Below are 21,430 nucleotides of genomic sequence, written 5' to 3'. Positions count from 1 at the left end.
TTTTTTGAGGAAAACCTGTGAGCGAACAAAAACAGTCTCTTAGCTATAAAGACGCGGGCGTAGATATCGATGCCGGTAATGCACTTGTTGAGCGTATTAAAGGCGTAGTTAAAAAAACCAGACGTCCTGAAGTAATGGGCGGTATCGGTGGTTTTGGCGCACTTTGCGAACTACCAACTGGCTATAAAGAGCCTGTACTGGTTGCTGGCACAGACGGTGTTGGTACAAAACTACGTTTAGCAATCGATCTTAAAAAGCACGACACAGTGGGTATCGACCTTGTTGCTATGTGTGTAAACGACCTTATTGTACAAGGTGCAGAGCCACTATTTTTCCTTGATTACTATGCAACGGGTAAATTAGACGTAGATACTGCGGCTGATGTTGTAACTGGTATTGGTAAAGGCTGTGAGCTTTCTGGCTGCGCTTTAATCGGTGGTGAAACTGCTGAAATGCCAGGTATGTACGACGGCGAAGACTACGACATGGCTGGTTTCTGTACTGGTGTTGTAGAAAAATCAAAAATTATCGACGGCACTAAAGTTGCTGCAGGCGACCAATTAATCGCCCTTGCATCAAGCGGTCCTCATTCAAATGGCTTCTCATTAATTCGTAAAGTACTTGAAGTATCTGGCGCAGACACAAGCGCTGAGCTTGAAGGCAAAACACTTGGCGATCACCTTTTAGAGCCAACTCGCATCTATGTTAAACAACTACTTGAGCTATTCAAGCAGGTTGACGTTCATGCGTTATCTCACATCACAGGTGGTGGTTTCTGGGAAAACATCCCGCGCGTACTTCCTGAATCTGCAAAGGCAGTAATCAAAGGCGACAGCTGGGAATGGCCTGTAGTTTTCAACTGGTTACAAGAAAACGGCAACATCACAACACACGAAATGTACCGTACATTCAACTGTGGTGTAGGCATGGTTTTAGTTGTTCCAGCTGACAAACTTGAGCAGAGCTTAACAATCCTTAAAGATCTTGGCGAAAATGCATGGCATATCGGTGAGATCCAAGATGCGAAAGCAGGCGAAGAGCAAGTAGAAATTTTAGGTGGTCGTGACTAATGACCCCTTGTCGTCTTGTTGTATTAATTTCTGGTAGCGGTTCAAACCTTCAAGCCATCATCGACGCATGTGCGCGTGGTGAGATAAAGGCCGAAATCGCCGCTGTAATTAGTAATAAAGCCGACGCCTATGGCCTTGAGCGAGCAAAAAATGCAGGTATACAAACACGTGTACTTAGTCATAAAGATTTTGACTCGCGCGAGGCCTATGATGCTGAGTTAATGGACATTATTGACAATTTTGAACCAAATCTAGTTGTATTAGCTGGTTTTATGCGTATTCTTACACCTAGCTTAGTGCAAAAGTTTAAGGGAAAAATGTTGAACATTCACCCTTCTTTGTTGCCTAAGTACCAAGGGCTGAATACCCACCAACGAGCGATAGATGCAAAAGATGACGTTCATGGTGTTAGTGTTCACTTTGTCACAGAAGAGCTAGACGGCGGTCCCGTTGTTCTTCAAGCCAAAGTGCCGGTACTCGAAAACGATACCGCAGAGACACTCGCACAACGTGTTCATCAGCAAGAACATTTAATCTATCCATTGGTGGTCAAGTGGTTCAGTGAACAACGACTCAAGATGGAAGCAGATTATGCAGTTTTTGACGAAAAGAAACTTCCTGCACACGGCGCGCACTACCCAGAATAAAAATCTAAGTGCCCTACTCGCTTGTGTGGGCACTTTATTACTTCCTACCAGTGTTTTAGCTGGCGACCTCACTCAATACCAAGCCAAATACGATGTACTTCGTAAAGGCGAAACCCATGGTAAAGCAGTACGCGAGCTGAAAAAAGCCGCTGACGGTAACTACGTGATCACTTATCACAGTGAAATCGAATGGATGATTTTTTCGGACTCACGAAAAGAAACATCCATGTTTACTTATCATGATCAGAAAATTTCTCCAATGAGTTACACCATGGAGCGCTCAGGTACTGGGCCTGATAAAGAATACAGCTTAAAATTTGATGCGGCGCAAAAACAAGTACAAAGCAATCAAAGTAAATACCCTCTTAAAATTGATTGGTCTGATGAATTTCAAGATTCACTGTCTTATCAAGTGCAAGTTCGCGAAGAGCTAAAACAAGGCAAAACGCAATTATCTTACCCACTGGTTGATAAAAAAGGCAATTTACGTAACTACAACTTTGAAGTTGTCGGCACAGAAATGATTTCACTGCCAATCGGCAATGTAGAAGCGATTAAAGTAAAACGTTTATACGATAACGACAAGCGTCAAGCACTCGCTTGGTTTGCCCCAGAAATGGACTACATGCTAGTCCGTATGTGGAAAGGTGAAAAAGGCGTAGAGCAATTTGAAGTGCAACTTAATTCATTTACCGTGACCACGCCAGTCGCCGTAACAAATAATGAAGTGAGTAATGAAGCGCCTGAGTAGCGCTTCATCTTTTATCTAAATTTTTTCGCCCATTTTAAACAGTGCAAACTCACCTGGCTCCATTTTCTGCCAGCGTTCATCATTGGTGAGTGGTCTTGTTGCAATTACAGTAACCACATCGTTCGGTGTGGTTTCTTTTTGAAAATCAACCACCATATCTGCATCAATTAATGTCGCTTTGCCAAACGGTGCACGGCGTGTGATCCAATGTAAGTTATTGGTGCAATAAGCTAAAACGAAAACACCATCGGTAAGTAGCATATTAAATACGCCTTTTTCACGCAGTGTGTGAGCAAGCTTGGCAGCGTAACGAAATACAGACGCCATATTTGATGGGCGTTTAGGGTATTTTTCGCGAATTTTATCGAGTAGCCAACAAAACGCCAATTCACTGTCGGTATTCCCAACCGGTCGATAGTGATCTGGTTTTAAATCATGATAATTCGATAATTGCCCGTTGTGAGCATATGTAATCTCTCGCCCCCATAACTCGCGGGTAAATGGGTGGGTATTTTCAAGACATACTCGACCACGATTACCTTGGCGAATATGGCTTATCACCGAAATACTTTTTATTGGGTAAGCTTTTACGAGTTTGGCAATTTCTGACTGGCAACTTGGCTCAGGATCTTTAAATGTACGACAGCCTTTACCTTCATAAAAAGTGATGCCCCAGCCATCTTTATGTGGGCCAGTATTACCACCGCGCTCTAATAATCCTGAAAAACTGAAACAAATATCCGTTGGTACGTTGGCCGACATGCCAAGCAACTCACACATAGAACTCTTAACCTATAAAACTAATCGAAGGAAGGCATGATGGGCTGATCCCTGCCTGCGCTCATTGTTAAACATACCGCTAAGGATGGCAACTGCTATGCTGAGATTTTCAGAACTATCTGAGCAATTCACAACTAATCGTAAGTATAACGGCGCTGATTATAAGTAATTACTCAACAATTACTCATCTACTGTAAATGTTTTTGCACTGATAGCTATTTTTAAAATAATAAAACTCACCAAACAAGCCGTTTTAATCCTTGTTCCCCTCTTGATAATTCGCTTTTCTAGCGCTACTCTAAAAGAGGTGGTCTGACCTCTATTAAGGAATAATCAATGACTCTCATATTTTTACTTGGTTTACTCGTGCTGCTTAGTATTGCGAGTTACCACAGAGCAAGCTGGAATACCTGCTTAGGTATTGCCGTTGCGACTTTACTTGTTGGCACATTTGCTGGCGCGTTTGGCGCAATTAGTTGGCTACTATTCTTACTTATCGCTGTGCCACTTTCTGTGACTGGCGTTCGTCAACAATACATCATTAAACCTATCTTCGCTGCTTTCAAAAAAGTAACCCCGACTATGTCGGATACTGAAAAATCAGCAATCGATGCCGGTACTACGTGGTGGGAAGCGGATCTTTTTTGCGGTCGTCCTGACTGGAACAAATTACACCAATACCCAGCACCTAAGCTTACTATCGAAGAACAAGCGTTTATTGATGGTCCAGTTGAAGAAGTGTGCAGCATGCTAGATGACTGGCACGCAACTCACGAACTAACCGATTTACCGCAAGATGTTTGGCAATATCTAAAAGATAATAAATTCTTTGCCATGATCATCAAAAAGGAATTCGGCGGTTTAGAGTTTTCTGCTTATGCACAATCATGTGTACTGCAAAAGTTAACCAGTAAATCGACGCTACTTTCTTCTATCGTAGGTGTACCTAACTCATTAGGTCCGGGCGAATTACTTCAGCACTATGGTACTAAAGAGCAAAAAGATCATTACTTACCACGCTTAGCAAGTGGTCAAGAAATTCCATGTTTTGCTTTAACATCACCAGAAGCCGGTTCTGACGCAAGTGCAATTCCTGATTACGGTGTTGTTTGTAAAGGTCAATGGAACGGCGAAGAAGTTGTTGGTATTAGCCTAACATGGAACAAGCGTTACATTACTCTTGCCCCAGTTGCGACTGTGCTTGGTCTTGCATTTAAACTACAAGATCCTGACGGTTTACTAGGTGATGATAAAGAGCCTGGTATTACCTGTGCGCTTATCCCAACTGACACTCCTGGAGTAGAAATTGGCCGTCGTCACTTCCCGCTAAACGTTCCATTCCAAAATGGTCCTACTCGCGGTAAAGATATCTTCGTACCACTTGATTACATCATTGGTGGCCCGAAAATGGCAGGTCAAGGCTGGCGTATGCTGGTTGAATGTTTATCTGTTGGTCGTGCAATTACATTGCCGTCTAACTCAACAGGTGGCATTAAAACAATTGCGCTTGCAACAGGCTCTTACAGCCGTATTCGTCGTCAATTCCGTTTACCAATTGGTCAAATGGAAGGTGTTGAAGAATCAATGGCAAAACTTGCAGGTTACGCATATAGCTCAGATGCTGCAGTTAGCATGTCTACAGGGGCTGTTGACCTTGGTGAAAAACCATCGGTTGTATCTGCGATTATCAAATACCACTTAACTGAGCAAATGCGTGAAGCAACGATTCACGGCATGGATGTTCATGGTGGTAAAGGCATCATGCTTGGTCCAAACAACTACTTAGGCCGTGGCTACCAAGGTGCGCCAATTGCAATTACCGTTGAAGGTGCAAATATATTAACGCGTAACATGATCATTTATGGTCAAGGTGCAATTCGTTGTCATCCATTTGTGTTAACTGAATTAGGTGCTTGTGCAATTGAAGATCGCGAAGAAGCGCTTGCAGTATTCGATAAAGCGTTAATGGGCCACGTTGGCTTTACTATTTCGAACCTTGTTCGTACTAAGTGGTTAGCATTAACCAATGCTCGTTTCACAAGTGCGCCGTACAAAGACGAAACCGCTGAGTTTTATCGTGTTGCGTCACGTTTCAGTGCATCATTAGCATTAATGTCAGATATCAGCATGGCCGTATTTGGTGGTTCATTAAAACGTAAAGAGCGTATCTCTGCACGTTTAGGTGACTTACTAAGCTACTTATACCTTGTATCTGCAACACTTAAACGTTACAACGACGAAGGCCGTAAAAAAGAAGATTTTGCGCTTGTTCAATGGAGCTGCCAAGATCACCTTTACCACTGCCAACGTGCACTAGCTGACTTAATCAATAACATGCCATCTGCACCACTACGTGCAATGCTAAAAATCATGTTATTCCCATTCGGTCGTCCAGTTCGTAAGCCTACTGATAAGCTGGAGCATAAACTTGCTCACTTATTACAAGTACCGAGCGAAACTCGTAATCGTTTAGCTAACTACATTTACCTTAAAAACGAGCCGCTTAACTTAGTTGGTCGTCAAGAGCAAACGCTGAAAGACATTCTTGAAGTTGAGCCTCTGTTTGACAAGGTATGCCGTGAAAAAGGCGTGAAACTGCCTTTCTTCCAGCTTGATAAAGTAGCGCAAATGGGCCTAGAGGCAGGTATTTTAAGCCAAGCTGAAGCCGACAAACTAGCTGCAGTTGAAAAAGCCCGTCTTGACGTTATTAACGTTGACGACTTTGACCCAGCTGACTTAGTTGCCGGCAGTGTTGCCCGCGGCGAGAGCAATAAAAAAGCTGACGCCGCTTAAGCTAGCAAAACAATTCCAATTGTTATGAAAAACCAAACCAGCGCAAATTGCGCTGGTTTTTTTTGCGCTAAATATTGCTGTACTACACACCATACTGCCCCAATGAGGATGTAAATCAAGTTAGTGCCAAGCATGCTTATCACGACAATTAAAGCAACAGCAAAAAATATAAGGCTCGGTAAAAACTGGCTTATATAAAACGGCTTATCTTGGTTATTGCTTTGAAAGAACAGCCGATATTTTTTAAAAACAGCCAAGCAATCGAACTGCAGCGAGCTTGTTAGCAACACACATACTGAAAAAGCCACTGCTTGTATCAAGTCACTAAAGTCATTACGAACTGCAATTAGCTGTAATAAAGTGAGCAAGCATGCAAGCAATACTGAGCCACGCCATATTAAGCTCCAGCTGTGCTGTATAAAGTAACTAAGCCAAAATAAAGCAAGCGAGTGTACTTTTAACTTATGACTTATTCTTACAGGTGGGAGTAAAATCGAACAGCCGAAAATAGCAACAAAGCCCAAAAAGTACTGCATTGACGTTAAACTAGCTGGCAGTAATACCATTACAGAACTGAGCAATAAACTATAAAAAAGTGCACGAGGCCTGTAAAGAACAAATACTCCACATAACCACTGCAACAACATAAACAGCATAAAATGTGGTACTTGTAGCCATTGCTTTAACGATAGATCTACTGCTATTAGTAAACTGGCAATAAGCCAAGCATTACTTAAAAGTAGTAACTTGCAGTCAACACATACTCGCCAACTGGATTTATAAAGACTTCGCTGAAACGCCCTATTTTGCTCATTTTTAATGGCTGGCGCCATGGCCCATAACATCACCGATTCAAGTAAAAGATAAACCACTGCTAATTTTGCACCGTAAGCAGGTGCTGCATGGCTATCGACTATTTTTCCAAGCCCTAAAAACAAAAGTAAAACCATACCAAGAAATGCAGGGCCTAGTACGAGTGCGAACAGCAAGCTAAAACTCTTTAACTGAGATAGCATGCTTTTGAGAGTGGTCGTATATGCGAGGTATCTATAAGAAAGGAATGACACGTAGCTAGCAAGAGATTCAATCATAATGTTGTGCACTCAAAACCATGCTGTATAAACACCTCAGGTTCGTGGCTTGTAATGATGACTTGCCCATTAGGTTTATCATCTAAGTAGCCATCAAGTAAAGTCAGCAAAAATTGAATACTTGTTTGATCAAGTGCTGCACTCGGTTCATCCAAAAGCAAAAATGGGGCTTGCTTTAAAAAAGCAGTGATAAGCTGGCATTTCTTTTGGTTACCACTCGACAAAGCATTAAAACGAGTATTAAGGTGCTCTGTAAAGTTAAATCCAGTAATGAGTTGCTCAGGCATATCTTTCTTTAACGCCTTGCAACTAAGTTCAATAACTTGTCGCGCGGTTAAAAAATCTGGCAGAGCAATACGGTCGCTAGCAATTGAAACATCGTTTTGCGGCGACTTTAATGCTTCATTATTATATAAAACCTGCCCTGATTGTGGCTTTTCAAGGCCAGCTAGTATCATCAGTAATGTTGTTTTTCCTTTGCCATTCGCTGCCTGTAAACAAACTCGTTTACTTTGTAATTGCTTACTGTAGTTTTCAAAAACGTGGGCTGAAGCAAAGCGCTTATTGAGGTTGTTAATTTCAATCATGTTTATTCCTTTAATAATGAAAAAATAGTAGCACACTCATGTCCCTATTTATTTACATGATTTGTAACAAATATCGAACGGGTAAAACTTGCGTTTAGATTATGAACAGGCAACACTTGATAACGAAAAATTAACAAGGAATAATTACAATGAAACCGAGTTTTCAACTAGCTGCCGTTGCATGCGCACTTAGCCTTGCGCTTGCAGGATGTTCTCAATCAACCCCATCAACAAGTAGCACCGAAAGCGTGCAACAAAGCCAAACTGTAAAACAGTACGACGCTGAAACCTTTTTTGATACAACCTCAATTATGGGCAGCAGCTTTTCACCGAAAGGCGACAAAATACTCGTTAGCAGTGACGAAAGCGGCATTTATAGCCTTTATGAAGTAGATATAAAAACCGCCAAAAAAACCCGCTTAACAGACTTTGAAGACAGTACTTATGCTGTGGCTTATTTCCCTAAAGATGAGCGCGTACTATTTACTAAAGACTCAGGCGGTAACGAGCGTTATCACATCTATGTTCGCGAAACAGATGGCACAGTTAAAGATCTTACGCCGGGTGAAGAAACCCGTGCAGGATTTGCAGGCTTCACAGAAGACGGTAAACACTTTTTTATAACCAGCAATCAGCGTGATGCTAAGTTTATGGACCTATATCGTGTTGATGCTAACAGCTATGAAGTAACGCCTGTTTATCAAAATACTATGGGGCTAGATGTCGGCGCAATCAGCCCTGACGGCCGCTTTATTGCTTTATCGAAAAACAATTCGAACAAAGACAGCGATGTTTTTATTCTCGATACGCGTAAAAAAACACTGAAACCAGAGCTCATTACCCGTCATGACGACGACGCTAAATATGGCCCAGAAACCTTCTCAAGAGACAGTAAATCATTATATTACTCAACCGATGCCAAAGGTGAATTTGCAGAGGTGTGGCGCTATGACTTAACGACCGGCGAGCACAGCCCTGCCCTCAAAGATGAGTGGGATGTGAGCTTTATTTACTTCTCTAAATCTGGCCGTTATCAAGTAAGCGGTGTTAATGCTGACGCAAGCACTAAAGTGTCGATAATTGATACCACCACAGGTAAAGGTATTGCCATGCCATCGCTGCCAGCTGGTAACTTACGTGGTGTGAACTTTTCAGCTGATGAAAAGACCATGGCGTTTTATTTAAATTCAGATACCTCGCCAAGTAACCTATTTGTGTGGCAACTCGGTGAATCAAAAGCTAAACAATTAACCAACACATTAAGTGATGCAATTGATCAAAATGACTTGGTTGAAAGCACAATTGTGCGCTTTAAAAGCTTTGATGGTCTAGAGATCCCTGGGGTTTTATATAAGCCTAAGCAAGCTAACAGCAACAACAAAGTACCTGCTTTAGTTTGGGTACACGGCGGTCCTGGCGGCCAAAGTCGTACAGGATATAGTGCAATGCAGCAGCATCTAGTCAATCATGGTTATGCCATTTTTGCAGTTAATAACCGTGGCAGTTCTGGTTATGGTAAAACCTTCTTCCATTTAGATGATAAAAAACATGGCACTGACGATTTACAAGATATTGTTTACGGTAAAAAACACCTACAAAGCCTAGATTGGGTTGATGCTGATAAAATTGGCATCATGGGGGGCAGCTATGGTGGCTTTATGACCGCCGCAGCACTTGCCTTTGAACCTGAAGAGTTCAAAGTAGGCATTAATATATTTGGTGTAACAAACTGGGTTAGAACCTTAAACTCGATTCCACCATGGTGGGAAAGCTTTAAAAAGGCACTGTATGATGAAATGGGCGACCCAGCGACAGACGGTGAACGTCACCGTGCCATTTCGCCACTATTTCATGCTAAAAACATCACCAAGCCATTAATGGTGATCCAAGGTGCTAACGACCCTCGCGTTTTACAAGTTGAAAGCGATGAACTTGTTGCCGCTGTAAAGGCAAATGGTGTGCCTGTTGAATATGTATTATTCGATGATGAAGGCCATGGTTTTACTAAAAAAGAAAACCGCATAAAAGCCTCAAATGCATACCTTGAGTTCTTAAATACCTACTTAGATAAATAGCAAAATTGCAAAGATAAAGAGCCGGTATTATGCCGGCTTTTTTATGCAAAGCACCTGTATAGAATCAAAATTTAACAGTTTACACAGTACTGTATAAAACACTGTATAGCTTTAATGGTAAATTTTTCACCTTTTCCAACCTTCAAAATAAAACCGTAAACCACTGTTTAATAACAATTAAATAATTTTAACTAAAATAAAACTGAAAAATTGGTTAAAAAATAGCAAAAAAGTACTTGCGCAAAAACACTGTATAAACTACTGTATACACATACTGTATAAACAACCAGTGAGTGAAAGTTATGTTACAGCCAATTACCTTAAGAACAGTTAAAAGCTACCAACAAGATAACGACAAAGCGTCTGTTAATTTAATTCAAATTGAAGACGAAATTTCAGCAACCTTTGAGCTATTAAAAGTATTGCATCATTACAATAGCCAAAATGCATGGACACTATTAATTGCTCCTGATCATGTTCCTAGTAAAGCCTTACTAGATTCGTGTTCGATTGATACCAGCAAACTTCTTGTGATCAGACAAAAACATTTAGTTAATCTTGAATACGTTCTTAGTTCAGCATTACATAACGGTAATTTTGCTGCTGTGATCACATGGACAGATATTGTAAACAATCATCAACTTGATTCGATGAACTTAAACCTTGAGCAGGCATCTGCTAAATTTTATTGTTTTACAAAAAGCGCTCAATTAAACAATTTAGTACCGCAGCCACAATAGGCTTGTTAAAATAACAATTTATAGTTTTAGGTAAGTTGTTATGACATCACTCACACACTCCCTTTGTCCTTGTGGCAGCGAATCGACTTACGAGCTTTGCTGCCAGCCTTTTCATACAGGTGCAAGCCAAGCTGATACGCCAGAGCAACTTATGCGTTCTCGTTTTAGTGCTTACGCACTAAAAGATGCAAAATATGTATTTAGTACCTATGCACAAAGCCAGCAAGCCGCTAACCCTGTTCGCGAAATTAAAGATTTTGCTAATAGCTGCCGTTTTACCAAGCTAAGTGTTTTAGATACTGAGCATAACGAGCAAGAAGGTTTTGTAGAATTTAAAGCTAATTACTTTTACCAAAACTTGTATTGTGAGTTACACGAGAAGTCGCGTTTTATTAAAGAAGATGGCCTTTGGCGTTACCTAGACGGTGATATAACGCCAGTTGCAGATATTAAAATTGGCCGTAACGACGAGTGCCCTTGTGGGAGCGGCAAAAAATATAAAAAGTGTCACGCTCTTTAATTGCTCTGATACCAATCTGCTTAATTAAGTAGTCTATTTTGAGGCAATAAAACCTCGTTGATTACAAGGCAAAAATTTCGTTATTTAGTTGTTCTAAATGAGAAATTTTTAACGCAGTTAGCGACAGGTTTGATCCCTCAAAATGATTAAGTATTATTGCGGGTTGGTATTAACCTGGTAAATCCAGTCTAAGGCTTGGGTAATCGTTGTTGGGAATGCAGTTGCATGGCGTGCCTGAGGGATAACAAATAAATTTGTTGTAACCAGCGCGCCACTTTGATTATTAATTTTAGCTGCTAATTGCCTTGCCCCCGACACCATTTGTTCACCTTCGCTTTCTTCAAGTTCGCCGATACCAATATACACTTTAGTTGCTTTACCTGCGGGTACGACACGCAAAGCTAAAAGGCTGTGCTGCTTAAACCACACTGAAGGACTGCCGATAATATAATTTGAAAAAAGCGAAGGCTCAGTGAATAAGGTATAAGCCGCAAATAAACCGCCAAGTGAGTTACCGACTAACGTACTTTTTTGGGTTGTTCTGAAGTTGGCCTCAATATAAGGCGATACAGTATTTTTTAGGTAGTTTAGATACTGACTAGCTCCGCCAGTTTTACGCTGCCAATTTTTATCTTCAAATGGCGTATAGTCATAAATACGGCTATTAAGCCCTGCTACACCTTTTTGATATCCTACTGCAACGATAATTACCTCTTCTATAGCCCCAGAATTCATCATAAAGCGACTAGCACCAGAGGCAATTGGCAAACTGTAGTTTGCATCTAATAGGTAAACAACTGGGTAACGCTTCTGGTTTTGCTTTTGGTAGCTGCGTGGCAATTTAATCGTAATTGGGTATTCGTTTTCGGTATGTTTATCTTTAAGTAACACAGTATTAGTACGTGGCAAAGTAAACGGCTCAGCATGGCTTACATCGCTCACGCCCAAAACACTGATCACAAAAACGAGCAATATATAAGGCATAATTAATCCTTTAGCCACTTCTTAATTGGTAACAGCCACTCATCTTTTGGTTTATAAAATGCACCATGGGAGAGCCCTGTATTAATGCTTATTTCTTCGAACTTGGTTACGTCACTTCTATCAATTAAAAATTGGCAAGAGCCAACCTGATCTGAGCTCCCAAAGATAGAATACACTTTGCCATAAGCCTTAACTGATGTGTGATTTTTTATAAGGCCTGCACAACCTGCCAATATAATTAAGTTGATACGTGTACGTTTAAGTTCATTGACTGCTAGGATCGACAATGCCCCGCCCCGTGAAAAACCAACCAAACTAATGTTCGACTCAGCAACACCGGCACTGATCAATGCTTCAACATCTGCAGCGAGTTTCTTCGCAAACGTAAATGGTTCAGTGTCTTTTGGCCTGTGATAGGCAATTAAATGATAGCTCTCATCTGTCAGTACTTCTTTTACTGCAATAAAGTCATAAACACCAAAGGTTTTGTGAACAGGCTTAGGGTTTGTCCCTTCGACGATAAAACCATGTGAATAAAAAACATAGTGACCATGCGGGTCAACCTCTGTTGGAAACTGGCTGTAAATAGTGCCAGCGCAAACAGGCAAAACCCAGCATGCACAGAGTAAAAGTACGGTACGTATCACAAGCATTCCTTTAAAAATCACGTTACACCTAATAGAAGATAATAACACCTTAAAAAATAATATCTTAGCAAACAACTAAACCCTACTCTCAGTAATTTTAATTAAATATCAAATTACTAATCGCAAGCTGTATCACGATTTAAACTGCAAGTTTCAACTTGAGGTAAATTCATGGAATTTCATAGTTAAACTACAAAAAACCTTATGACAACGCTGTCAATTATTTATAAAAAGGCGTATTGTAAAAAAGCAGTTAAAATAACCGCAGATTTTAGACGTCTAGACGTTGAAAAAATAAATTCTAAGGCGTAGTATGTTCGTAATCTGAGTTAGACTCACATTTTCCATGAGATTTTTTAAAGATGATTGATATAAAGCACCTAAAAACCATAGCGACCCTTAAAGAAACAGGCTCTTTGGTCAATACCGCCCGTGAGTTGTTTTTAACTCAATCGGCTTTATCGCATCAAATTAAAGATCTCGAGAATAAGTTAGATTGCCAGCTGTTCGAACGTAAAACACAGCCTGTGCGTTTTACTCCGCAAGGTATGCTACTTCTTGAACTTGCTAATGAAGTATTACCTCGTGTTGAGGCAACAAAATGTCGGTTAAAAGAAAGCCTCAACCAGCCAATCTCAAATTTACGTTTAAGCGTTGAGTGTCATGCCTGCTTTCATTGGTTGCTCCCAACCATCAAAGAATTTAATAATTTTTGGCCTGATATTAAAATTGATTACGAGCGCGGCTTTAGTTACGACGCCATTCCAGATTTAATTAATGATGAATTGGATCTAGTGCTGACTTCTGATATTCGTGAACCCGATCAGCTTGAGTATGCTCACCTGTTTGATTTTAAATTAAAACTAATCGTTGCACCGGATCATGAGTTGGCAAAAAAAGCCTATGTCACCGCCCTTGATTTAAAGAACGAAACAATTATTTCGTACCCTATTCCCCGTGAGCGCCAAGATATCTTTAAACATTTTATTCAAAATGCACGCTTTGATGGCACGCTTAAAACGGTTGACCAAGGCTTATTGATATTTCAATTAGTGAGTGCAGGTATGGGGGTTGCAGCATTACCAGACTGGCTAGTCACTCCTTATGAAAGCCAAGGGCTCATTAAGTCTATTCCGTTAGGTGCACTAGGCCTTACTCGACCTATGTATTTAGCGATGAAAAAGAATATGAAAGATAACCCAGTTTATCGCCACTTTTTAAATACATGTAAGCAAAATAACGGTCGCTAAAGCAAGGCAAAAAAACTAACATAGCTGCATCTGTTACAGACAATAGTTTTGATACATGTTTGAAATTAAAAAGATCGTTGGCTCATTATTAATGCCCCTGCCGTTGCTCGGGCTGCTTACTTTAGTGATGGTATTTTTAGCCATTACACATAAACGCAAAGCACTCTATTTTGGCTTTGTTAGTATTTTAACTTTAATGCTGATAAGCACGCCATTTATTGGTCAATCACTGATAGCTGCAAGCAATAACCCAGCTTGGCAATTTAACCAAGCGAAACACCCTAAACTCGATAATATTGTGGTACTTGGCTGCTCAATAATGCCCAACTCGCGCCTTCAAGCAAACCACCAGTTAGGCGATTGCGCGCTTGCTCGATTACTTGAAGGTGTTAAGCTTGCCCATCACTATCCAAATGCCACCCTTTATGTATCAGGAGGCGGCTTTGCTAATACCACCAATAGCCAGCTCATGTTTGAGACAGCAAAAGCGTTAGGTATTTCTGCAACGAGAATTAAACAAAACCCCCTCGCTATGGATACCGCAGAAGAAGCGAAACGACTTGCCATTTATTTAGTCGATAAAAAAACAGCCCTCGTCACCTCAGCAAGCCATATGACGCGAGCGAAAGACTTATTTAATGCACAAGGCATTGATGTGATCCCAGCGGCAACCGACTTTCAAGATTTTAGTCAGTATCCAACGTACAAACAGTTTATACCTAACATTGCAGTACTTGTTGCAGTTACCAGAGTCGCTCATGAAAAAATTGGCAGTGCATGGGTGAGTGTGCGCCGCTGGATTGATCCAGAGGCGCTGTAGAACAATCAGACTGGATTGTCGATATCGATAAACGTCACATCAAAACCATGTTGCTCAGCTAAAAGCTCGCCTAAGGCTTTAATGCCATAACGCTCAGTTGCATGGTGACCAGCTGCAAAAAAGTCGATACCTTGCTCGCGTGAACTATGAATCGTTTGCTCAGAGGCTTCACCTGTAAGATAAGCATCAATCCCTTGAGCAGCCGCTAAATCAATATACCCTTGTCCGCCACCTGTGCACCAAGCGATGGTTTCGACTTTCTCTTTTCTTACCAAACTAGTTAATGGTGCACGGTTAAGTACTTGGGTTATTTTGGCGGCAAATTCTTCACCACTTAAAGGGGTTTTTAAACGCCCTTTTACCGGCACACTATTTGGGCCAGATTCAAGCCCACCTGTGAACTCAATGTCGAGTAACTTAGCCAGTTGCGCGTTATTACCAATTTCAGGGTGTATATCTAGCGGTAAATGATAGCCATATAAGTTAATATCATTATTTAAAAGCGCTGCAATACGGCGCTTTTTCATGCCCGTAATTGGCTGCGATTCCCCTTTCCAGAAATAACCATGGTGTACCAAAATAGTATCTGCATTTTCTGTAATAGCGGCATCAATCAATGCTTGGCTAGCTGTGACCCCCGTCACTATCTTTTTTACTTCGCTCGAACCTTCAACTTGTAAGCCATTTGGGCAAAAATCAGCGATAGAATCAGGTTTAAGAATGTCGTTTAATAATTGAGTAAATTGTTTGCGTTGCATATAAAAATCGTCCTTCAACCCTCTATTTTGTGCAAATTTTGGCGTTTATGAGTGAAAAATGGAAGGAAAATCGCAAAAAATTGAAAAGTAAGCTGAAAATAGGTATAAATATATATTCTTAATCTGTGTTTACAACGTATAGGGTCTCTGATGAGCAAACTAGACAAAACAGAAGTGTTAAATGCCTTCGAAGCAGCATACGAAGCAGCGAATGGTAAGAAACCTGAAATCACAACAAAACCTGGTTGGTATAGCATCGACGGTGGCAAAAATATGCGCCTTGCTGATGTTGCAGCGCTGACTGAAGAGCTCACTTCTGGTAAAACAGCTGAGCCTAAAGCAGAAGAAGCACCTAAAGCACCAGCGAAAAAAACCAAAACTAAAACCGCTGCACCGGCTAAAACAGCTAAGAAAGCACCGTTCACTGTTGTTACAGCAAACGATGACGGTTACAAAGCTGAAGAGCTTTGGATTGTTAACCTAGCTGAAAAAGACCACGATTGTCGTTTACCGCGTGGTGTTGTGTAATCAAATTACACTTAGCAATTTTAAAAACCGCTACTCGTTAGCGGTTTTTTTATGTCTGTTAATTTGGCTAGTTATAACCCATTGGCTAACATGGCCAAACAACACAATAAATACGGTTCCAATCAATACAGGCATCACTAAAAAGTCCCAACTTTCCATAGATTGCATTATCAAAATTGGGTTTGCGCCTGCAGCTGGATGTACTGTGTCCGTCAACAACATTAGGCTAATTGCCAACCCTGTGGCTATAGCAATTTCAACAGGCCCCACACCGGCATAATTTACAAATAAGACACCGATTAGTGCAGTTAAAAAGTGCCCACCGATAACATTCTTCGCTTTAGCTAAAGGACTGTGTGGCACACCAAATACCAACACCGCAGTTGCCCCAAATGGGGCCATCAACCACACACCATAACTTCCTAATTGCTGTAAATAGGCCAACACAAAAATTGCCATACAAGCAAATATACCCGCAATGGCCGCATTGCTTACTTTATTCTCCATAAAACCTCCAAAAGGTAGACCGACTTGTCTACCTGGCAAATGGTAGACAAGTCGGTCTACTTCTGTCAAGCTATCATTAGTCACCCAATCAGGCCTTGTTATGGATAAACGAACACATATTATTTTGACCGCCTTGTCACTTTTTTATCAAAAAGGCATTCATAGTGTGGGAATAAACGAAATCATTAGTGTGGCGGGTGTCGCCAAAAAAACCATGTACCACCATTTCGCAAGTAAAGATGAATTGTTACTCGCGTGCCTTAGTGAGCGCCATAACAGGTTTTTAAATTGGTTAACGCATGCCACCAGCAAGCAAACCACTTTTGAAGAGTTTAAAGCAACGTTGATCAGCTGCCATGAAGCTTGGTTTAATTCTGAAGTAACAGAGTTAGGTGATTTTAATGGCTGTTTATTTATTAACACTGCTGCTGAATTTGCTGATCCTGCAAGTCCAATTAATCAAGCCTGCAAAGAGCATAAAATGGCGGTACAGCAGTTAATAAAACAGCGTTTATCAGCGTGCAATAACATGGATAGTTCGCAGCTAAACTCACAGAGCCACTATTTGATGACGCTTGTTGAGGGCATGATCTGCCAAGCAAAACTAGTAGGAATTAAACTGTTTCCTCACTTAAAACAATAAATAAACAATAAAAAAGCGGCACTATGGCCGCTTTCAATTTAGATTGTCGCTTTGTTAGATTTCTTCAAAATATAACTTTTCGCGTTTTTTCTCACCCACTTCGTTCATGGTTGCAGCATCAAATAAACGACCATTGATCATGGTGTAATCGATTTTATCTGTATCACGAATGTTAGTTAGCGGATTACCGTCTATAACAATTAAATCGGCAAGTTTACCAGGCTCTAGAGAACCGATATTTTTATCAAGGCCAATGTATTTAGCAGGATCTAAGGTTGCTGCACGAATTGCTTCAAGTGGTGTCATACCACCTTGCGCAAACATCCAAATTTCCCAGTGCGCAGCCAAGCCTTCACGTTGACCGTGAGCACCAAGGTTTACTAAAACCCCTAAGTCTTGCAGCTCTTTGGCAACACGGGCATTGTTAAAGTGGTTATAGTGATGATCGGGCGCCTTAACACGACGCATTGAGCGAGGTAAAAGCTGATTCTTTGGTACAAACTTACTTAAGCGTGGATGATTCCACACATCCGTCTTGTCGTACCAATAATTTTCACCCCAAATACCACCGTAAGCTACACCCAGTGTCGGCGTGTACCCTACATCGCTTTGAGACCAAAGCTGGCGAATATCATCGTAAATATTGGCAACAGGAATTGAGTGTTCAATACCCGTATGACCATCAACTACCATAGTTAAGTTGTGCTGCAGTAATGAACCGCCTTCTGGCACAACCATCATTTCAAGTTCACGACCTGCTTCAATAACTTGCTGGCGCTGTTCACGACGAGGTTGGTTATATGATTTAACACTAAACGCACCTACTTTCTTTAAACGCTCAAGATGGAATTTAGCATCTTCTAACGAGTCAATATGAGATGTATAGCCTGGCATATTCGCACCATATAAAATGGTACCCGTTGAGAAAATACGAGGGCCGACAATCATGCCTGCTTTTTGCATTTCACTTGCAGCAAAAATCTCAGTGGTGTCGTTTGATGGATCGTGAATCGTTGTCACGCCTAACGCTAAACCCGCTAAGTTCTTCCAGTTTTGCTGTGGAATGATCTCATCGCTGCCCTGCGAGCCGTGTGCATGCGCATCAACAATACCCGGCATAATCGTCTTACCGGTTACATCAATTACTTCTGCGCCTTTAGGAATAGCAACACTGTCTTTACTGCCAACCGCTTTAATATGCTTACCATCAGTAACAATAACGCCGTTTTCAATAACCTGCTCACCATTCATAGTGATAATGCGCGCACCAGTTAACGCAAAGGTTGATTTAGGCTCGGCCATGGTTTTTGTAAAACCGATGTTGTCGCCGCTTTTAACTTTAAAGTCAGTCTCTGCATTTTGGTTAATATCAAATAAACCCGCTAGGCTTGCATGATATAACTCTGGGCCTAAGCTCCAATAAAGTTTATCGCTTGTGCCACTCCAGCTAATGTTTTCACCCGCGCGAACAGAAAGCTGCTCAATTGGGAATTGGCTATCTTTCGGGCCAATATTAATGGTTTTTCCGCGCTCAACAAATGGCGTAACAAATACTTTAAAACGCTCTGCAAACGCTAAGTATTGGCCATCTGGTGAAACTCTAAACTCTGTAGCATGTTCTGATTCGTAAAGTTTACGAATTTGCTTTGATTCAAGCTCAACAACACTTAATGTTGGTTTCGGCCAAGGGCTCATCACATAAATACGGTCATTAGCTGCACCAAATTGCGGCTGATACCCTGATTTAGTGATTAGCGTCGCTTTACCGCCTTTAGCACTTACTGAGTAAATACCTGGCTCTAATGACCATGTTGGGTTAAGGATGCTGCCGCCAGACGCTTTACGGTAAACAACCGTTTTACCATCAGGGCTGAAAGTTGGCTCTACATATTTACCCGGCTCTTTAGTAATGGTATCGCCACGGCCACTGCGTGCAGATACAACACGTACTGAGCCCTGTTCGTTATCATCCCATGTGGTGTAAACAATCTTCTTACCATCACGAGAGAACTGTGGGAATAATTCAAAGTGGTCGTCTTGCTTGGTCAGGCGCTTCACTTTGCCAGACTCTAAATCACGTTTATAAATATGACCTAGCGCTTCAAATATAGCCGTTTCACCATCCGGTGAAATTTGTACATTGCGCAGCATTTTCACATCAAAATTATCGCTATCGATGTTTTGTGTAAAACGCACAGCTTTTTGAATTTGCTTATTGGTCTCAACTTTAAATGGAATGGTCGAGACAGACTTATCATCGACATCTAGCTTATGAATGGTACCACCCGCCCAAAAAACCAGTTGTTCGTTATCTGGCGTCCAAGCAATTGTTGGATATACGCCATGAATAGCCCATGTCTCTTGCATATCACGCTCAAGCTCGCCATACAGCTTGGTATGCTCACCGGTGTGAAGATCATATAAGTACAAGCTTGTTTGGAAATCATCGCGCTTGATATACGCAAGCTTTTTACCATCTGGTGAAGGTGTAGGTCGAATAGCCCCACCCATGCCATCAATAATTGTTTCAATCTCGCCGGTTTCACGGTCATAGCGTTTAATCTTATAAATACCCGCTACAGAATCTTTAGAGTAATGGAATGTTTTACCCGGCGTTGCATCATGAGAGAAATAAACATAACGACCATCTGGTGAGAACATTGGCTCGCCTAAGTCTTTTTGGTCGTTTTCGCGTGCAGTTAGCTGTACACCTTTACCACCCGCTTTGTGGTAAAGCCATACTTCACCAGCCCCTAAAGATCGGCTTGCAGTAAAGTGCTTACGCGCAACTAAGTAGTCACCATCTGGGCTCCAGGCTGGGCTATTTAACAAACGAAATGTTTCGTTCGTTACGGCTTTTTGGTTTTCACCATTTAAATCCATAACCCAAATGTTATCGCCACCTCCTTGGTCTGAAGTAAACGCAATGTGCTTACCATCAGGGCTAAAGCGTGGCTGCATTTGCCATGCAATATCACTGGTTAATTGCGTTGCAGTTCCACCTGACATTGGCATGGTATAAATATCGCCGAGTAGGTCAAACACCACTGTTTTACCATCAGGGCTAATATCTACGTTCATCCACGTGCCCTGCTCAACACTAATTTTAGCGTCTAGGAATTGGCCTTTTGGTGCGTCCACCTGCCATTTGTCGTCATTTGATTGCTCAGCTGCCGCCACTTGCCCAGTTAGAGCAAGTGAAATAGATACAGCGAGCGCTGTATGAAGCATTTTCTTCATTGAAATCTCACTTTTTATTGTTTTGCTTATATGCACACTTTTAAGATTGCACCAAATAGCATAGCAAGATTCCAGTGATTCGTGTTAAACAGACGTAAATAGTCGACTAATGCCACGCAATCGGATCAAACTGATAAAAGCCAACCAGTAAATGATAAATTTCTGGGTCAAATTGCCTGAGTTCAGCAGGTTTTTCTAAGAAAGTTTCGGTGATAACAGCAAAAAACTCTGCCTCATTGGTCGCGCCATAGCTATGAATAACATGAGGCATGCCATAAGCTAAATGGGTTTTAAGTTGATTAAACGCGCGGCTAAATACTTTTGCCCACTTTTGGTAATCCTCGTTACTCGAAAGCAATGGCGTGCCCGTGGTTTTACCTGTTTCTTGGTCGAGCTGATGGGCAAATTCATGAAATACCAAGTTATGGCCATCACTTGGTAAGCGGTTTCCCTCAAGGACATCATGCCAGCTCAATACCAGCGTTCCGCCCGGCCATGATTCACCTTGACGCACGGTATTGTGATAACTGACAAGCCCTGCATTATCACGGGAAGTTTGCGGGGCATAATACGCACTTGGGTATAAAAGGATCTCTTTTACATTACGATACAGAGGCCACGGTTTATTAAGCACTAAAATACAGGCATCGGCTGCTACAATCAGCTTCATTGCATCATTAAGCTTAAGACCATCACAACCAATAAAGCGTTTTTCATTTAAAAACCAAACGATGTGACGCTCCAGCTTTTCACGATCGGCATCCGTCATCTTTCGGTATATAGGCATATATTTTAACAGCAGATTTTTTTGCTGAACATTGAGGGAATTATTGAGGTATTTTTTTTGCCAAAAGTGATTACGGATATCGTCCCAGCGCCAGTAACACACAACAAAAATTATTAAAAAAAGTATCAAAACCAGGTTAAGCATTACTATCGCCTAAAAAACAATCTTGATACTTTAATGTGTGCAAACAAAAAAAGATCAATTGTTTACAC

Annotated in this window: 20 protein-coding genes; 11 read left to right on the top strand and 9 right to left on the bottom strand. The window is 41.3% G+C overall.

Annotated features, from left to right (window positions below; all coding sequences use genetic code 11):
- The first annotated feature begins 17 nt into the window (after nt 1-17).
- The 3 genes from purM to KQP93_RS06975 are packed head-to-tail and all read left to right on the top strand — an operon-like array spanning nt 18 to nt 2,468.
- A complete protein-coding gene (gene purM, locus KQP93_RS06985; protein WP_054551593.1) occupies nt 18-1,070 on the top strand; it encodes a phosphoribosylformylglycinamidine cyclo-ligase in 1,053 nt (350 codons plus the stop codon).
- Nucleotides 1,070-1,717: a phosphoribosylglycinamide formyltransferase gene (gene purN / locus KQP93_RS06980; RefSeq protein WP_217876450.1), complete on the top strand. Its 648-nt coding sequence runs from the start codon at nt 1,070-1,072 to the stop codon at nt 1,715-1,717. The genes purM and purN overlap by 1 nt, the downstream gene beginning before the upstream one ends.
- A complete protein-coding gene (locus tag KQP93_RS06975; protein ID WP_217876449.1) occupies nt 1,662-2,468 on the top strand; it encodes a DUF3108 domain-containing protein in 807 nt (268 codons plus the stop codon). Before purN ends, KQP93_RS06975 begins: the two co-directional genes overlap by 56 nt.
- Nucleotides 2,469-2,483: 15 nt before the next feature.
- On the opposite strand, the gene KQP93_RS06970 is transcribed toward KQP93_RS06975, so the two are convergent.
- Nucleotides 2,484-3,248, bottom strand: a complete 765-nt coding sequence (locus tag KQP93_RS06970) for a class II glutamine amidotransferase (RefSeq protein ID WP_217876448.1) — start codon at nt 3,246-3,248, stop codon at nt 2,484-2,486.
- Nucleotides 3,249-3,584: 336 nt separating this feature from the next.
- On the opposite strand from KQP93_RS06970, the gene fadE reads away from it, so the two are divergent.
- Nucleotides 3,585-6,041 (top strand): acyl-CoA dehydrogenase FadE, encoded by a 2,457-nt coding sequence (gene fadE / locus KQP93_RS06965; protein ID WP_217876447.1) that lies wholly within the window; start codon nt 3,585-3,587, stop codon nt 6,039-6,041.
- Here fadE and KQP93_RS06960 read toward each other — a convergent pair.
- Both KQP93_RS06960 and KQP93_RS06955 read right to left on the bottom strand, forming a co-directional pair.
- On the bottom strand, nt 6,038-7,132 hold the full coding sequence (locus KQP93_RS06960; RefSeq protein WP_217876446.1) for a DUF6136 family protein: 1,095 nt from the start codon (nt 7,130-7,132) through the stop codon (nt 6,038-6,040). The two genes, fadE and KQP93_RS06960, sit on opposite strands and share 4 nt — an antisense overlap.
- Nucleotides 7,129-7,719, bottom strand: a complete 591-nt coding sequence (locus KQP93_RS06955) for an ABC transporter ATP-binding protein (RefSeq protein ID WP_217876445.1) — start codon at nt 7,717-7,719, stop codon at nt 7,129-7,131. The genes KQP93_RS06960 and KQP93_RS06955 overlap by 4 nt, the downstream gene beginning before the upstream one ends.
- Nucleotides 7,720-7,868: 149 nt before the next feature.
- Here KQP93_RS06955 and KQP93_RS06950 point away from each other — a divergent pair, with 149 nt between their 5' ends.
- The 3 genes from KQP93_RS06950 (at nt 7,869) to KQP93_RS06940 (ending at nt 11,054) form a co-directional block, all read left to right on the top strand.
- Nucleotides 7,869-9,794 (top strand): S9 family peptidase, encoded by a 1,926-nt coding sequence (locus tag KQP93_RS06950; protein WP_175079039.1) that lies wholly within the window; start codon nt 7,869-7,871, stop codon nt 9,792-9,794.
- A gap of 302 nt (nt 9,795-10,096) precedes the next feature.
- On the top strand, nt 10,097-10,534 hold the full coding sequence (locus KQP93_RS06945) for a SulA-like leucine-rich domain-containing protein (protein WP_054551944.1): 438 nt from the start codon (nt 10,097-10,099) through the stop codon (nt 10,532-10,534).
- A gap of 40 nt (nt 10,535-10,574) precedes the next feature.
- A complete protein-coding gene (locus KQP93_RS06940) occupies nt 10,575-11,054 on the top strand; it encodes a YchJ family protein (RefSeq protein WP_054551601.1) in 480 nt (159 codons plus the stop codon).
- 153 nt (nt 11,055-11,207) lie between these two features.
- Here the strand turns inward: KQP93_RS06940 and KQP93_RS06935 are convergent, their stop codons facing one another.
- Together KQP93_RS06935 and KQP93_RS06930 are read right to left on the bottom strand one after the other, a co-directional pair.
- Nucleotides 11,208-12,038, bottom strand: coding sequence for an alpha/beta hydrolase (locus tag KQP93_RS06935; protein ID WP_217876444.1), 831 nt, complete (start codon nt 12,036-12,038; stop codon nt 11,208-11,210).
- A gap of 2 nt (nt 12,039-12,040) precedes the next feature.
- Nucleotides 12,041-12,685 carry an alpha/beta fold hydrolase gene (locus tag KQP93_RS06930; RefSeq protein ID WP_254907724.1) on the bottom strand — a complete coding sequence of 215 codons (645 nt, stop codon included), beginning with the start codon at nt 12,683-12,685 and terminating at the stop codon, nt 12,041-12,043.
- A gap of 362 nt (nt 12,686-13,047) precedes the next feature.
- Between KQP93_RS06930 and KQP93_RS06925 the strand changes: the two genes are divergently transcribed.
- Together KQP93_RS06925 and KQP93_RS06920 are read left to right on the top strand one after the other, a co-directional pair.
- Nucleotides 13,048-13,935, top strand: a complete 888-nt coding sequence (locus tag KQP93_RS06925) for a LysR substrate-binding domain-containing protein (RefSeq protein WP_054551603.1) — start codon at nt 13,048-13,050, stop codon at nt 13,933-13,935.
- Between the two features lie 55 nt (nt 13,936-13,990).
- Nucleotides 13,991-14,755, top strand: coding sequence for a YdcF family protein (locus KQP93_RS06920; RefSeq protein WP_217876443.1), 765 nt, complete (start codon nt 13,991-13,993; stop codon nt 14,753-14,755).
- 5 nt (nt 14,756-14,760) lie between these two features.
- Here KQP93_RS06920 and KQP93_RS06915 read toward each other — a convergent pair whose 3' ends face one another.
- A complete protein-coding gene (locus KQP93_RS06915; protein WP_217876442.1) occupies nt 14,761-15,513 on the bottom strand; it encodes a Nif3-like dinuclear metal center hexameric protein in 753 nt (250 codons plus the stop codon).
- A gap of 150 nt (nt 15,514-15,663) precedes the next feature.
- Here KQP93_RS06915 and KQP93_RS06910 point away from each other — a divergent pair, with 150 nt between their 5' ends.
- Nucleotides 15,664-16,041: a hypothetical protein gene (locus KQP93_RS06910; protein WP_217876441.1), complete on the top strand. Its 378-nt coding sequence runs from the start codon at nt 15,664-15,666 to the stop codon at nt 16,039-16,041.
- Between the two features lie 30 nt (nt 16,042-16,071).
- Here the strand turns inward: KQP93_RS06910 and KQP93_RS06905 are convergent, their stop codons facing one another.
- Nucleotides 16,072-16,548, bottom strand: a complete 477-nt coding sequence (locus tag KQP93_RS06905; RefSeq protein WP_217876440.1) for an HPP family protein — start codon at nt 16,546-16,548, stop codon at nt 16,072-16,074.
- A 100-nt stretch (nt 16,549-16,648) separates the two neighbouring features.
- On the opposite strand from KQP93_RS06905, the gene KQP93_RS06900 reads away from it, so the two are divergent.
- Entirely contained in the window at nt 16,649-17,191 is a 543-nt protein-coding gene (locus tag KQP93_RS06900) for a TetR/AcrR family transcriptional regulator (protein ID WP_217876439.1), read from the top strand.
- Between the two features lie 54 nt (nt 17,192-17,245).
- On the opposite strand, the gene KQP93_RS06895 is transcribed toward KQP93_RS06900, so the two are convergent.
- A complete protein-coding gene (locus KQP93_RS06895; protein WP_217876438.1) occupies nt 17,246-20,431 on the bottom strand; it encodes an amidohydrolase family protein in 3,186 nt (1,061 codons plus the stop codon).
- A gap of 106 nt (nt 20,432-20,537) precedes the next feature.
- Entirely contained in the window at nt 20,538-21,362 is an 825-nt protein-coding gene (locus tag KQP93_RS06890) for a M90 family metallopeptidase (protein WP_175079034.1), read from the bottom strand.
- Between the last annotated feature and the right edge of the window lie 68 nt (nt 21,363-21,430).

The sequence above is a fragment of the Pseudoalteromonas shioyasakiensis genome, assembly GCF_019134595.1.
GTDB lineage: Bacteria > Pseudomonadota > Gammaproteobacteria > Enterobacterales > Alteromonadaceae > Pseudoalteromonas > Pseudoalteromonas shioyasakiensis_A.
The sequence above is the reverse complement of the archived record's forward strand: the minus strand, read 5'-3'. Positions and strand labels throughout refer to the sequence as shown.

What these genes read in the sequence shown, in the direction of transcription:
- KQP93_RS06895 (WP_217876438.1), bottom strand. Translation starts at nt 20,431, where the DNA reads ATGAAGAAAATGCTTCATACAGCGCTCGCTGTATCTATTTCACTTGCT.
- KQP93_RS06945 (WP_054551944.1), top strand. Translation starts at nt 10,097, where the DNA reads ATGTTACAGCCAATTACCTTAAGAACAGTTAAAAGCTACCAACAAGAT.
- KQP93_RS06970 (WP_217876448.1), bottom strand. Translation starts at nt 3,248, where the DNA reads ATGTGTGAGTTGCTTGGCATGTCGGCCAACGTACCAACGGATATTTGT.
- KQP93_RS06950 (WP_175079039.1), top strand. Translation starts at nt 7,869, where the DNA reads ATGAAACCGAGTTTTCAACTAGCTGCCGTTGCATGCGCACTTAGCCTT.
- KQP93_RS06940 (WP_054551601.1), top strand. Translation starts at nt 10,575, where the DNA reads ATGACATCACTCACACACTCCCTTTGTCCTTGTGGCAGCGAATCGACT.
- KQP93_RS06935 (WP_217876444.1), bottom strand. Translation starts at nt 12,038, where the DNA reads ATGCCTTATATATTGCTCGTTTTTGTGATCAGTGTTTTGGGCGTGAGC.
- KQP93_RS06955 (WP_217876445.1), bottom strand. Translation starts at nt 7,719, where the DNA reads ATGATTGAAATTAACAACCTCAATAAGCGCTTTGCTTCAGCCCACGTT.
- KQP93_RS06920 (WP_217876443.1), top strand. Translation starts at nt 13,991, where the DNA reads ATGTTTGAAATTAAAAAGATCGTTGGCTCATTATTAATGCCCCTGCCG.
- KQP93_RS06905 (WP_217876440.1), bottom strand. Translation starts at nt 16,548, where the DNA reads ATGGAGAATAAAGTAAGCAATGCGGCCATTGCGGGTATATTTGCTTGT.
- KQP93_RS06960 (WP_217876446.1), bottom strand. Translation starts at nt 7,132, where the DNA reads ATGATTGAATCTCTTGCTAGCTACGTGTCATTCCTTTCTTATAGATAC.
- KQP93_RS06900 (WP_217876439.1), top strand. Translation starts at nt 16,649, where the DNA reads ATGGATAAACGAACACATATTATTTTGACCGCCTTGTCACTTTTTTAT.
- fadE (WP_217876447.1), top strand. Translation starts at nt 3,585, where the DNA reads ATGACTCTCATATTTTTACTTGGTTTACTCGTGCTGCTTAGTATTGCG.
- KQP93_RS06915 (WP_217876442.1), bottom strand. Translation starts at nt 15,513, where the DNA reads ATGCAACGCAAACAATTTACTCAATTATTAAACGACATTCTTAAACCT.
- KQP93_RS06925 (WP_054551603.1), top strand. Translation starts at nt 13,048, where the DNA reads ATGATTGATATAAAGCACCTAAAAACCATAGCGACCCTTAAAGAAACA.
- KQP93_RS06890 (WP_175079034.1), bottom strand. Translation starts at nt 21,362, where the DNA reads ATGCTTAACCTGGTTTTGATACTTTTTTTAATAATTTTTGTTGTGTGT.
- KQP93_RS06910 (WP_217876441.1), top strand. Translation starts at nt 15,664, where the DNA reads ATGAGCAAACTAGACAAAACAGAAGTGTTAAATGCCTTCGAAGCAGCA.
- KQP93_RS06975 (WP_217876449.1), top strand. Translation starts at nt 1,662, where the DNA reads ATGCAGTTTTTGACGAAAAGAAACTTCCTGCACACGGCGCGCACTACC.
- purN (WP_217876450.1), top strand. Translation starts at nt 1,070, where the DNA reads ATGACCCCTTGTCGTCTTGTTGTATTAATTTCTGGTAGCGGTTCAAAC.